This window comes from Zeaxanthinibacter enoshimensis (assembly GCF_004362865.1).
In the GTDB taxonomy this organism is placed as follows: domain Bacteria; phylum Bacteroidota; class Bacteroidia; order Flavobacteriales; family Flavobacteriaceae; genus Zeaxanthinibacter; species Zeaxanthinibacter enoshimensis.
Window position 1 is genome coordinate 1,371,594 of record NZ_SNYI01000001.1, and the last position, 14,373, is coordinate 1,385,966.

General features: G+C 39.6%; 4 protein-coding genes. All 4 read left to right on the plus strand.

Annotated features, from left to right (window positions below; translation table 11 throughout):
* Nucleotides 1-108 precede the first annotated feature (108 nt).
* On the plus strand, nt 109-5,322 hold the full coding sequence (locus CLV82_RS05995; protein ID WP_133643370.1) for a DEAD/DEAH box helicase: 5,214 nt from the start codon (nt 109-111) through the stop codon (nt 5,320-5,322).
* The gene (locus CLV82_RS06000; protein ID WP_133643371.1) at nt 5,315-8,119 is read left to right on the plus strand and encodes a helicase-related protein; all 2,805 of its coding nucleotides are present in this window, start codon (nt 5,315-5,317) and stop codon (nt 8,117-8,119) included. Before CLV82_RS05995 ends, CLV82_RS06000 begins: the two co-directional genes overlap by 8 nt.
* 1 nt (nt 8,120) lies before the next feature.
* Nucleotides 8,121-12,044, plus strand: a complete 3,924-nt coding sequence (locus CLV82_RS06005) for an Eco57I restriction-modification methylase domain-containing protein (protein WP_166636670.1) — start codon at nt 8,121-8,123, stop codon at nt 12,042-12,044.
* A gap of 221 nt (nt 12,045-12,265) precedes the next feature.
* Nucleotides 12,266-14,347 carry a 3'-5' exonuclease gene (locus CLV82_RS06010; protein ID WP_133643372.1) on the plus strand — a complete coding sequence of 694 codons (2,082 nt, stop codon included), beginning with the start codon at nt 12,266-12,268 and terminating at the stop codon, nt 14,345-14,347.
* Nucleotides 14,348-14,373 lie beyond the last annotated feature (26 nt).

A 14,373-nucleotide genomic window follows, 5' to 3' on the forward strand; every position in this document is an offset into this window, starting at 1 on the left:
TGAATTAGTTGAGAACAGCTTCTTGTTCCTGGACAAGGAAACAAACCGGTGTCATAAAATAGGTATGCTGATTACCGTTATGTATATTTAATAACCATATTTCCCATCATGAACATATTCAACCTACACGATAAGATCATTTCAGATTACAAATCCTATATAGAAAGTTTTCTTTTTATTAAAGATCAGATAATCAGTGATGTAGTGAATTCTGAATTGGAAAAAGGGAAATTATGGCCGGAACCTTTAATACAATTCAATCCTACTTTTGAGAAGGGAAAATCCATTGATAATTTAGCAAATAAGGGAACTGTAGCTAAGGCTCTTAAAGATGTATTTACTGGATATGATTTATACAGACATCAGGTTGAAGCTATAGAATTAGGGGCTGAGGAAAAAAGTTTCATAGTTACCTCCGGAACCGGTTCAGGTAAATCCTTAACCTACCTTGCAACAATATTTAGTGATCTTCTGAAAAACCAGTACGAGAAGGGTATAAAGGCCATTTTGGTTTATCCGATGAATGCTTTGATTAATTCTCAAGAGGAGGAAATTAAGAAGTATGCTGATAACTATAAAATTGCCACAGGAAGTGATTTCCCAATTTCATTCAAAACATATACCGGGCAAGATTCAGCTCTAGAGAGAGACGAAATACGAAATAACCCCCCGGATATTTTGCTAACCAACTATATGATGTTGGAACTCCTCATGACGCGAGCATCAGAAAGCAAAATGAGGGAATCCATTAGTAGTAACTTGAAGTATTTAATTTTTGATGAATTACATACTTATCGGGGTAGACAAGGGGCAGATGTCTCATTATTAAATAGAAGAATACAGTCAGGATGTGAAAATGATCTAATCTGTATTGGGACCTCTGCGACTATGGCTAGTGGAGGAAGTTTGCTAGAGCAAAAGCAAACGGTAGCACAGGTTGGGACTCAAATTTTTGATAAAGAATTTTTGCCTTCACAAGTCATTGGAGAGTATTTGGAAAATACCACCGTAAGTAAGAAGGTTGATTTAGAGGCTCTAAAGAAGAGTCTATCTATTCCAATTAATGATAATAGCCCTGCAGAGGAATTTATTCGTCATCCCTTAGCTATTTGGCTAGAAAATGACATTGCACTAGTAGAATTAGAAGACGGCGTATTGCAACGTGCTAAGCCTTGTACGTTAACTGAGATTTCGGAAAATCTTGCTGAGCATACCCACATAGACCTAAAAACTTGTAAGGATAGACTAGTAGAATTATTAGAATGGGCCGAAAGTTTAAATGAATCTGCAGCGAGAAAACAAAAACGGCAGAGTTATTTACCCTTTAAATTCCATCAATTCGTAGCGCAAACTGGAAATGTCTCTGTTACACTCGAAACGCCCGGTGAAAGACAGATAACTCTTGAGACTGCGCTTTATACAAGGGATAAGGAATCAGGGCGACAAATTCATGTCTTTCCGGTGTTATTTAGTAGATACTCTGGGCATGAATATATATGTGTTAGAAAAGACCTCGAAAATGGTATAATAGTCCCTCGAGATACAAAGGATTTACCTGAGAAGATTACCAAATCTTCACTAAAAGGGAATAAGAAGCTTGGCACATCTAAAAGGGTGTTAGGCTGGGATGATTTTCCAGATGGGTATGTAGTATTCGATCATGATGAGCCAATTTGGTCGGATACCAATATTGAAGATCTACCTGATACATGGAGAAAAAGAAATAATTCCGATGAGCTGGATAATTATTATGAGACCAAAATTCCTCAGAGAATTTGGGTAGATAAATTTGGTTCTTATTCCGAGATAGAAGAGCCAGAGAAGCAAGCGGCATGGTTTATCCCATGTCATCTTCTTTTGGATCCTACCTCAGGCGTGATTTTTAATGCCCAGGTTAATGAATTTACAAAATTGATGCGCTTAGGGAACGAAGGGCGAAGCACGGCTACAACAATTCTTTCCTTAAGTACCATTAAAGCATTATCAGAACAAGGAATCAGTCCTGAGTTACAAAAGCTCCTCAGTTTCACCGATAATAGGCAGGATGCTTCTTTGCAGTCCGGCCATTTCAATGATTTTATTTCTACCATTCAATTAAGGTCTGCCATTTACTATGCGCTTCAAGATAATCAAGATGGTCTTAATGCAAGCAATATAGCTGCTAAGACTCGTGAAAAGTTAGCCTTAAAGGAAAGTGATTACGCGAGGAGACCCTCCGACAATCCTAAATATCCTGATAGAAAGAATACGGAAATGCTCGAAGAGTACCTGTTTACAAGAATTATTTATGATTTGCGTAGGGGTTGGCGCTACAACACTCCCAATTTAGAGCAGGCGGGCTTATTAAAAGTTCATTATTATAATTTAGAACAACTTGCTGAGGATGATGAAGAGTGGGGGTCGATACCACTTATGAAGGACCTTTCCCATGAAGAAAGGTTTGAGATACTGCACCAAATTTCTAGCTATTTCCGGACTTCTTATGCTTTAGATCATCGAAAATTGGAAGTAAGTCGAAGAGCAGAAATTGCCAACGAAATTAAAGATAGACTTCGTACCGATAGCAATTGGTGTTTGGATGAAGGAGAACGGATTGAAGCTCCAGTAGTGTTATTGCCAAGAGGAGTGGGTAGGCCTCCTTATGGGGTATCTGTAGCTGGATGTGGACATCTTAGCGCGATTGGAAAATATTTTAAAGGACTATTTTGGAAACATGAAGGTGAGATACCCTTCAAGGGAGAGGAGTTGACTGATTATCTCGTTCAAATCTATGAGATAATGAAATCCGCTCAAATCCTGCATGGAGAGGAAGTTTCTGGAAGTAAAGGGTCGGTTATTGGGTATCGATTACGGTTGGATCAAGTGATCTGGAAATTGGATGATGCCGACACGATTGAAATCGACAAAGTCCGGGTAAATGCTCTCAATACTGTTGAGCTAAAGGTTAATGACTTCTTCCGGAATTATTATAAAGTCAATTATGCTAAATTTCGGAAAAGTATAAAGGGGGCAGAGCATACAGGCCAATTATCTTCCGCGGTGCGACAGGAACGGGAAAAAGCTTTTAGAGAAGGAGCGATTTCTGCGCTTTTTTGCTCCCCTACAATGGAACTGGGTATAGATATTTCACATATGAACGTAGTACATATGAGAAATGTACCCCCTGGGCCTGCGAATTACGCCCAGCGTAGCGGACGAGCGGGAAGAAGTGGCCAAACTGCTTTAATAATTACCTATTGTTCTAACAGCTCCCCTCACGACCGTAATTATTTTGCGAATGCTACAGAAATGGTAGCTGGTGTGGTGGCTCCTCCGCGCCTCGACCTAACTAATCGAGAACTGATTGAAAGCCATTTTAATGCGCATATTTTTATGCAATTAGGATTGAATCAGGTATCTACTTCGGCTGCAGAAATTCTCGATATGGAACAATCTGAAGAATTGCCTATTAAGACTGAACTTAAGGAGTATATCAAAGAGCAAATTGCTTCATATGAAAAGAATTGGGTTGATCAGTATAAAATAGCATTAAAAAATATATATCCCGAGTTATTAGAAAGTAGTTGGTTTTCCGAAAAGAAGCTGGTTCTACAAGCCAATCAATTTCTAGAGAAATTGGATAAAGCTTTTGATAGATGGCGACAACTGTACCGTAATGCTAATCGATTGATTGATAAGGCAAGATCGGTCATGGATGATCCCACAATAAAATCTGGTGCGCCTGAAAAAAAGAATGCCAACCGCGATCATTTCATGGCACAACGTCAGCGAGAATTATTATTAAATGACCACAACCATTCAGCTACACAATCTGAATTTTATATTTTCCGGTATCTCGCTGCAGAAGCATTCTTGCCGGGTTACAATTTTACTCGCCTTCCCATAAGAACTTTTATCGGTAATAGAGATAAAGGAGAGTTTATTTCGCGTCCGAGATTTGTAGCCTTAAAAGAATTTGGTCCTAATAACCTTATTTACCATATGGGGAATAAATACCTAGTGAATCGCATGATGCTTAGCGATTCGGATCACTTATTTCATAAGCTCAAAATTAGTAAATCTACTGGCTATATATTTTTAAATGAGGAAGGACAAGGTATAAATAATGATCCCATCACGAATGTGGAATTAAATTCAGACAAGCTCTTGGAGATTAAATCAAATCTTATAGAGTTAGCGGAAAGCCAAACCAAGCTCAAGGAGCGCATTTCCTCCCAAGAGGAGGAGCGCACCTCTTCAGGTTACGATATTGAACAGTATTTTTCCTTCGCAGAAGGGGTAAGAAATACTCAGAAATCAAAAATTTCTTACGGTGAAGATACATTACTAGAATTACGATATGGACCGTCAGCCAGATTGCTTCAAATGAATCGTAAATGGAGAAGATCTAGGCCTGGGGATGAAAATGGTTTCAATATCGGTCTTAATACAGGTTTCTGGAAAAGCCCTTCTGAAGAAGAAAAAGATCATGAGAAGGACCCTATCCATAAAGTCCATGTATTCACCACTGATGTTTCAGATGTTTTATATATCCAACCGGTTAAAACCCTGGGTTTACAAGAAGAAGGTGTGATCACTTTAACCTACGCGATTAAGAGAGCAATTGAAAAGAAATTTCAAATTGAAGAAAGTGAATTAGGGGCGTGGAATATGGGCGAAGGGGAATTTGCCAATATTCTTCTCTATGAAGCGGCAGAAAGTAGTTTAGGAGTATTAGCTGAGTTGATCCGGAATCCCACAAAACTCAAAGAAGTTTTTAAGACCGCCTATGAAATCTGCCATTATGATTTAACTACGAGACAAGACACGCATCCAGATGGCTTAATAGCATCATATGATGATTTACTCTCGTACTACAACCAAAGGCATCATGATATCATCGATAGAACATTAATAAAAAGGCCCTTGGAAATGCTAATTGATGCAAGCATAGAGGTGCAGGAAAACGAACAAAGTAGCTATCATCAACATTATCAATATCTGTTGGAAACTTACGATAAGAATTCCTCTACAGAGCTTAAGTTTCTACGATACCTCTACAATAAAGGGCTTGCATTGCCGGATAAGGCCCAATACAACCTGAAGGGTTATTATATCTCTGCAGATTTTGTGTACGAGGATCCCAATACGGAGATCCAAACTTTTGTGTTTGTGGATGGATCAGTTCATGATGCTGAAGAACAAAAGATTGAGGACGATAAAAAACGAAATCTTTTACGGGATAACGGCTATGATGCAATTGTCTGGCGATATGATCAGAGTTTGGATGATTTAGTGGAAAGTAGGAAGGACATATTTAGAAAAGTGCTTGAGAATGATTAAAGAACATAAACCAGGAACACTGGTAAACTACCGAGGTCGTGATTGGATTGTCATGCCGTCGGACGATAATGAAGTGTTAAATATTAAACCGCTTGGCGGGTCTGATCATGAAATTACTGGCGTCTTTCTTCCTCTTAGTATACCTGGACAGGAAATAACAGATACGGAAATAGATTATCCGAGGGTTAATGATCTGGGCGATTTTCATTCGGCCAAAATGTTATTTCATGCCTCGCGCTTGTCATTTAGAAATGCAGCCGGCCCTTTTCGCTGTATGGGAAAATTATCATTTCGCCCTAGATCTTACCAAGTAATACCCTTAGTGATGTCTTTAAAGCAGGAAGTTACCCGACTGCTTATTGCGGATGATGTAGGGATTGGTAAAACCGTTGAAGCTCTCATGATTTTGAAAGAGGCCATGGAGCGCGGGGAAGTTGAGCGATTTGCTGTCATATGTTTGCCTCATTTGTGTGAACAATGGAAGTCAGAATTAAAAGATAAGTTGGATCTTGAAGCTGAAATCATCCGCTCTTCTACCATTGCCGGCCTCGAACGAAAGATTCCGGACGATCAAAGTGTTTTTCATCATTATCCTTATCAAGTTATTTCTATTGACTATGTAAAACAGTCCTCTAAAAAGGGTATTTTCCTCACAGACTGTCCAGAATTTATCATCGTTGATGAAGCACACACCTGTACCATGCCTGCTGGAGCAAAGTCGAAAAATCAGCAGTTAAGGCATAGTCTCTTGCATGATATTGCTATTCATGATAAAAGACATTTACTTCTTTTAACGGCTACCCCTCATAGTGGTAAGGACGAGGAATTTCGCTCCTTGCTAAGTCTACTGAATAAGAAGTTTGGCCAGCTCGATTTTGAAAATATAACTCCACAACAACGTAAAGAGCTCGCACGATACTTCGTCCAACGTAAACGAGCCAATATCACCCGTTGGCTTAATCAAGATACGCCTTTTCCTGAACGAGAAACGAAGGAAATTGGTTATTCGCTTAGTTCGGATTATCAGGATTTTTACAATGAAATTCTAGATTTTGCTCAAGGAATAACACAGCATTCAGAGGGGCAAAAAGGACGTACTCATTATTGGGCGGCATTGGCATTGCTAAGAGGTGTAATGTCCACTCCTCAAGCCGGTCTAGAAATGCTTAAAGCACGGCGAGAGAAACGTTTAGTTATAGAAAGGGATCAGGAAGAAAACCCACTTCTGGTATCGGAAGAAAATGATACAGATGTAACCGAGACGGCTTTAATGGAACAGCTAGATTTTGATGCCCAACAAATTTCTAGAATAGACCGTTTGATACAAGCTCTGGAAAATTTAACCACGCTAAAGCGGGATAAAAAAGCCCAGATTGCCGTGAAACAGGTAGAGGAATGGGTGAAAGCAGGAGTGTATCCCATTGTATTTTGCCGTTATATTGCCTCTGCCCAATACCTTGGAACCCATTTTAAAGATGTTCTTCCACGGGACGTAGATGTTCAAGTAATCACTTCAGAGTTCGCAGATGAGCAGCGAAAAGAAATGGTAGATGCCATGGGTAAAAGCGAAAGGCGTGTGCTGGTAGCCACGGATTGCCTTTCCGAAGGAATCAACCTTCAGGAACATTTTACTGCGGTACTACATTACGACTTACCATGGAACCCTAACCGATTGGAGCAGCGGGAAGGTCGCGTAGATCGCTATGGTCAAGTGGCAGATAAAGTGTATGCCTACCTTTTATGGGGTGAGGATAACCCGATTGATAAGGTGGTATTAAACGTACTTATTAAGAAAGTTCGAGATATCCAAAAGGCGACAGGTGTCTCCATCGTGATCGGAGATGAGAATAATTCCATTATGGATTCCGTACTCAAAGAAGTCCTCCTGGAACCCAAAAAGGTAGCCGCTCAGAAAACATTGGATTTCGGTGATGAATTTTCCTCAGCGAATACTATCATTACAAATCAATTAGAGCAGGCCAAAGAAAAGGCGGAAAAATTAAGAAGCATATTTGCCCATGAAAGCATTGACCCTAAAACCATTGAGAAGGAGTTAAAGGAGGTTGATGAGGTTATTGGGGATGATCGTACGGTTGAATCATTTGTGATTCAAGCAGCACAGGCTCTAGGGGGTATTATTACACAAGATCTACATGGATTCAATCTAGATACTACGAACTTACCCGAACATCTCAAACGCACCCTCCCAGATTTACCTATACTACCTCTTAGCTTTGTATCTCCTACACCTCGGGGGAGGGTCTACATAGGCAGAAACCACAAGTTTGTAGAACAACTTGCACAACTTATGATGTCTCAAGCTTTAGAGCCTAAAGCAGGACATAGTACGGTTGCCAGGTCAGCCGTAATCCAAACTGATGCAGTGAATAAGCGTACTACTATCGTTCAGTTCCGAGTGCGTAATGTCATTAAAGAAGTTGGCCGTAAACGAGAACTAATCGCAGAGGAAATGTATTTATGGGGCTTCACAGGGACTATTGAGAGCAGGGAAATATTGGATTATAAGCAGTGTAAGGATTTGTTACTAAGGGCGCGTAGTTTAGTTAATATCCCTTATCCGCGTCAAACTTCCATTTTCGAAGAAGTGGAGGATACCTACAGCGGTTTGAGTCAAGAGGTCCAAAAATTAGCGGAGGCCAGGGCTAATCACCTGGTTGAATCACATGGACGATTTAAAGAATTAGTAGGGGGAAGAAGATTTGAAGCAGTGCATCCGGTCCTGCCCCCAGACATTATGGGAATTTATGTGCTGATGCCCAAACCAAAAGCTCTTTAAGATGAATTACGCAAGTATCAATATTCAGGGGAATATAATTTCATCGGAAATTTTGGATAAAATCCGATCGGAAGAAAAATTTAAACACCAATCTCCCGAATCTTTCGGGCTCTCACGATCTGCTTCATTGCGAGATGAAATCGGACTGGCATGGTCTATTCTACGAACCCATTGGCAGGCATACAAAAAGCGATTGGAAACATTGCCCAAAGGCGATACGGGAACCTCATTAACACGTGAAAAATGGATTTTACCCTTGCTGACCGAAATAGGTTATCAAGTGAGTATTCTAAGAGCCCAACAGGTTAATGGAAAGTCTTATGCAATTAGCCACGGGGCCTCTAACCGTGATAATTTCCCAGTGCACATCATGGGCTACCGTGATAGTCTGGATAAGCGCAGAGAGACTGGGGGTCCTCGGCTATCACCTCATGCCCTAGTCCAAGAATATTTGAATAGCACCGAGCATCTTTTTGCCCTGGTTACTAATGGTAGGCACCTCAGATTATTGCGAGATGCCACCCGCTTGGTACGAATGAGTTACTTGGAATTTGATTTGGAACGAATGTTCGAGGAGGAACTTTATGCTGACTTCTCTATTCTCTACAGAGTTCTTCACATTAGCCGCATGCCGGAACAGATGGATGAAGGCCCTGACTCTGTTATCGAATACTACCATCAGGAAAGCATGGCTTCCGGTACGCGGATTCGTGAGAAGCTGAGTGAAGCAGTAGAAGTTTCTATTAAAACCTTAGCCAACGGATTTTTACTAAATCGATCCAATGAAGATTTATCACAGCAGTTTGAGAACGATAGTTTGAAAGCAGATGATTACTATATGTATCAGCTGCGCTTAATTTATCGCGTACTGTTTTTAATTGTACTGGAAGAACGCCAGTTGATTTACCCCGAAGAACTGGATGAAGAAGGCCAGCGCAAACGGAATATCTACTACAAGTATTACAGTGTTGAACGATTGCGAAGACTTACGGAGTCTCGGGTATATGTAGATGGTGATAAAGTAGACATTTGGGAAAGTCTTAAAACCACCTTCCTGCTTTTCGAGAATGGATTCTATGGTGAGAAACTAGGAATAAAGCCTTTAGGAAGTGGTCTTTTCGCCCCTAATGCATTAGGTGGTTTAATGCAGTGCCAGCTGAAAAATTCTGATCTGCTTGAAGTCGTAAAACGACTCACCACGTTCATTAACAAGCAAGGCCAATTGGTACGGGTAAATTACTCTGACCTGGACGTAGAGGAGTTTGGTTCTGTATATGAAGGCTTGTTAGAGTATGATCCTAAAGTGGAAAAGCTTGGTGCCAAATGGCAATTTAGCTTTGTCGAAGGAACCGGGCGGTCCTCCTCCGGGTCCCATTACACACCTGAAGAGTTAGTGAAGCCACTTATTAAACATTCCTTGGATTATATAATTGCTTATAAACTTAAGGAGCCGAATCCGGAAGAAGCGCTGCTCTCCATAACCGTATGTGACGTGGCCTGTGGTTCTGGGCATATTCTATTAGCTGCTGCCCGAAGAATAGCCACGGAGTTAGCCAGTTTGCGGGAAAATGCCGAGCAACCTTCGCCGACATTTTATCGGGTCGCTATTCGCGATGTTATACGCAACTGTATTTACGGGGTCGACTTAAACCCTTTGGCTGTAGAGTTGTGTAAAGTAGCTTTATGGCTGGAAGCACATAATCCTAATGAACCGTTGAACTTCTTAGATCACCACATTAAAAACGGAAATGCTATTGTGGGCTTGGCCCATTTTGAAGAGCTGGAAAATGGTATAGCAACCGAAGCCTTTAAAACCTTACCCGGGGATGACAAAGATGTGGTTGCTACCTTAAGAAAGAAGAACGCAGCTGAACGAAAAACAAAAGCCCAGCTCGGCACCTATGACCTCTCCAAAGTTGATGATAGCCTAAAGAGTTTGAGAAAAGAGTTTGCAGACTTTACCGCATTGCCTGAAAGCACACCGGAAGAAATTGCGGCCAAGGCAACTGCTTATCAAAAACTAACCAATGGGGCTAAGTGGTGGCGATTAAAAAACCTGGCCGACCTACAAATCGCTCAGTTCTTTATTCCCAAAACAATTGAGAATAAAAAAAGCCTTACTACGGACAAACAATACCGCACTTACCTTAATGGTGGTGCACAAATCTTAGACCGAGGAGCGAGTTTGGCTAAAGCGGAAGAAAAGAAGTTCTTCCATTGGTTTTTAGAGTTTCCTGAAGTGTTTGGGAGAGGTGGTTTTGATTGTATTTTGGGAAATCCTCCATTTTTGGGAGGGAAGAGAATTAGTGGTCATTTTGGAGATGGTTTTCTAAATTATATAAAAGTATATTTTGATCCCGCTATAGGTGGTCTTGATTTGGTTGCATACTTCTTTAGAAGAATTTTTATTATTCAAAAGGCATCTGGATTCCTTGCCTTAATTTCTACAAACACTATATCACAAGGTGATACAAGAAAAGGAGGCTTGGTTGAAATATTAAAGAATGGGGGTACAATAAACTTTGCTGTTAAGTCAATGAAATGGCCAGGTTTAGCTGCTGTCGATGTTTCATTAATAACGGTCTATAAAGGTGTTTGGAGCGATTTAATTTTTCTAAATAACAGAAGAACAAACTTAATTAATTCATATCTCGATGATCAAAAGGTTTTAGGTGATCCAAAGGCATTAATTTCAAATTCTAATAAGAGTTTTGTCGGATCAGTTGTGAATGGAGATGGTTTCGTCCTTGAAGTGCATAAAGCATTAAATCTGTTGAATTCAGACGATAAAAACTCACAGGTCGTTTTTCCCTATTTGAATGGCAGAGACTTGAATAATAATATTGCTCAAAATCATTCAAGATGGATAATAAACTTTCATGATTGGGACGAGATGAAAGCATCTAAGTATCAAGAACCTTTTAAGATAGTTCAAGAATTGGTGAAGCCTCAACGATCATTAGTTAAAAGAAAAATTTATCGTGAAAAATGGTGGATTTATGCTGAGAGGGGGGCGAAATTATATGAGACAATAGAAAGTAATAATATTGTGATGGTGGTTGCTAAAACCACTAAATATCCAAGTTTTATTTTTTCAGAGAATAACAAAGTTTTTTCACAAGATTTAACCGTTTTCTCATACGAAAACCCTAGGTATTTCGCAGTTTTAAATTCAACCTTTTTGTCAGAATGGGCTTGGAAAAACACTACTACGATGGGATCTAGTACATTAAGACTAAATCCAACAGCTGTATTTGAAACATTTCCTCTTCCAGAAAAAAGTCGATTAAATCACCTTGAAAACATTGGGGAGCTTTACTATAATAATCGTCAAGAAGTATTAACTCTATTAAAATTAGGTCTAACTAAAACTTATAATCAATTTCATAATAGAGATTTAACCAACGATCTAGAACCGTTAGAAGCTAAAACCTTTGAAAAAAAATACGGCAAAGAAACCTTGAATCTATACAACAATATAAAGGTTAAAAAAGAAGGTGAAATTTCATTTAAAGAAGCAGTTACACTCATTTTTAAACTTCGTGAGCTCCACAAAGAAATGGATGAAGCTGTTTTGGTTTCGTATGGCTGGCATGAAGATTCAGAAAAATGGGGTAAAGCCATTCAACTTCGCCATGATTTCTACGAAGTTGATTATCTACCAGAAAATGATCGGGTTCGTTATACCATTCACCCGGAGGCCCGGAAGGAAGTTCTAAAGCGTCTCTTATTACTGAATCATGAACGATTCGAAGAGGAGGTGGCTCAGGGCCTACATAAAAAGAAAGATGTCGAGGCGTACTACCATCAGAAAGGGAAGCCTGTACCTGAGGGTACCATTTTCAGTGACCGAAAAATAAGTTCGAAAAAATCTAATAATAAGAAAATGAAGACGGATAAGGCCCAATCAACTTTGAATTTATAAGAACCACTTTGGCTAACCTCCAAACCCACCAGAATCCTGTGAAATTCAACGTAGCACTAACCAATACTTACCGAAAAACGTATCGTAATTGTACAAAGTCTGAGCAAAAAGATATCGATAAGGCCATAGATGAGTGGCTTGCAAATCCTGCTACCAAAGGGAGTAGTTTGACGATAATAGGTGATGTAGAGACGAATCAAACCTTTAATAATAACTAATACATGGATTTTAAAGTAGTTTCTACAGATCGATTTAGAAAAACATTCCGCGGACTTAAAAAAAATGAGCAGGAACTTGTAGATAATGCTATCAATAAGTGGATTGAAAATCCCCAGGCCAGCTCATCTAATTTTGAAAAGTTGTCATTTACTGGAGATAATATTTTTTCCATTCGTGCAAATGATGCCTGGCGTATCATAATGGCAAAATTTGAGGGACAATATTTTCTTTTACATACTGGAGGCCAGCATGATAAAACCAACGATTGGGCAAAGGGGAAGCGAATTGATAAAAACCTTTACACAGGCGCAATTCAGATTTATAGCGGTAAAATTGAAGAGTTTGAAGATGAGAATATCGTGCAGGAGCCGGAAGTTGAGTATGCTGGAATCTTTGAAAATTTCTCACACGAACAACTTTTAGCGATAGGGGTGCCCTCAGAATGGGTGGAAACTGTTCAGAAGATAACAAGTGAGGAACAGTTTATGAAGCTATGGGATGTTCTTCCTGATGATGCCATTGAAAACCTTGGAATTCTGCTAGAAGGAGAGATTGATGTTAAAGTTTTAATCAAGCAAATTGAATATAAGGCAAGTCAGCTCCCAGAGAAAACCGAAGAGCTTATCGAAGTTCAACCAGGGCTGCATGTAATTAGTGAAGACGATAAACTCATAGAAGTCCTAAATAAGGATATTAATGTGTTTCGCTTTTATCTGCACCCAACGCAACATTATTTGGCTTATAATAATTTTTCGGGTTCCAAAAAGGTTACAGGTAGTGCAGGTACTGGGAAAACCGTGGTAGCCTTGCACAGAGTGAAATTTTTAGCTGATCAATTAAAAGAAGGCGATAAACCTATCCTCTTCACCACCTTCACTAAATTCCTAATTAAGAATATCCAGGCGCTTTTTGCAGAGCAGAACATTCCCGCTTCTAAACTTGAAGTCCATAATCTGGATAAACTAGCATTTAAGCTTGCAAAGGAATTGGAAATAATTCCTAGATCGGTTAAACCCATCGATAGCAAGGATGCTTGGTCTTTCTTCCTCAGAAGAAATCAGGAAATTAAAGTGAAGCAAAGGTTTCTGGAAAAAGAATATGCTGAAGTGATATTAAAATATCATGTCACCAAAGAGGAAGAGTATTTAGGTGTTCCAAGGGTTGGGAGAGGTGCTCAGTTATATGATAAGGATAGAAGAAAAATTTGGAAAATTTTCCAGCAATATGAGGCTTATCAGAAATATTCTAAACGTTATACCCGTTCAGATGTCTTCTTTCAGCTTTGCAGACATCTGGAAAGATGGCCAGAAGATCGCCCCTTTAGTCATATAGTTTGTGATGAAGTGCAGGATTTCGGCAACTTGGAATTACGGCTATTACGCGTTTTGGTAAACGAAGGCCCCAATGATCTCTTTTTGGCAGGTGACCCTTTTCAGAATATATATCAGAAGAATACTACGTTTAGTAAATCGGGTATAAGTATTAGAGGAAGAAGTACGCGTTTAAAGTTTAACTATCGTACAACTGAAGAGATACGAATCCTCGCAACTAATATGATTGCCGGCCTAGAGGTTGACGATTTCAGTGGAGAAAAGGCGACAACGCTGGGAGATACCAGTATACTCTCTGGGGAAGAGCCGAAATATATAACATGTGATACTAGATCAAAGGAGTTAGAATACATTAAGAATTATATTAAAGCAAGTTTTGGAAGCATTGGCCTCCATGAAATATGTATTACCGCCCGAACAAAAAAAGAAGCTATGGAGATCTATGAGTACTTGTCCGACAACCGCCTTCCAGTAAAGATGTTGGTAAACTTGGAAAATCTCTCAGATTTGGACAATCATGTGGGTGTTTCAACTATGCATGGAGTAAAAGGTATGGAGTTCAAAACCATGATCATTACAGGTTTTTGCAAAGACCATTTTCCATATAAACCCTATAAGTTTTCTACATGGTCCGAAGCTGAGCAAAAGGCTTTTATTCAGTCAGAATATCTTCTGTCGTATGTAGCATTTTCAAGGGCCACCTCCTATCTCCTAATTACGGGAGTGGGAGATAAAGTAATGATGCTGACCTAATGATTAACATATGACTAACCTACCGA

Coding starts and splice junctions, on each gene's coding strand:
- CLV82_RS06010 (WP_133643372.1), top strand. CDS start 12,266: ATGGATTTTAAAGTAGTTTCTACAGATCGATTTAGAAAAACATTCCGC.
- CLV82_RS05995 (WP_133643370.1), top strand. CDS start 109: ATGAACATATTCAACCTACACGATAAGATCATTTCAGATTACAAATCC.
- CLV82_RS06000 (WP_133643371.1), top strand. CDS start 5,315: ATGATTAAAGAACATAAACCAGGAACACTGGTAAACTACCGAGGTCGT.
- CLV82_RS06005 (WP_166636670.1), top strand. CDS start 8,121: ATGAATTACGCAAGTATCAATATTCAGGGGAATATAATTTCATCGGAA.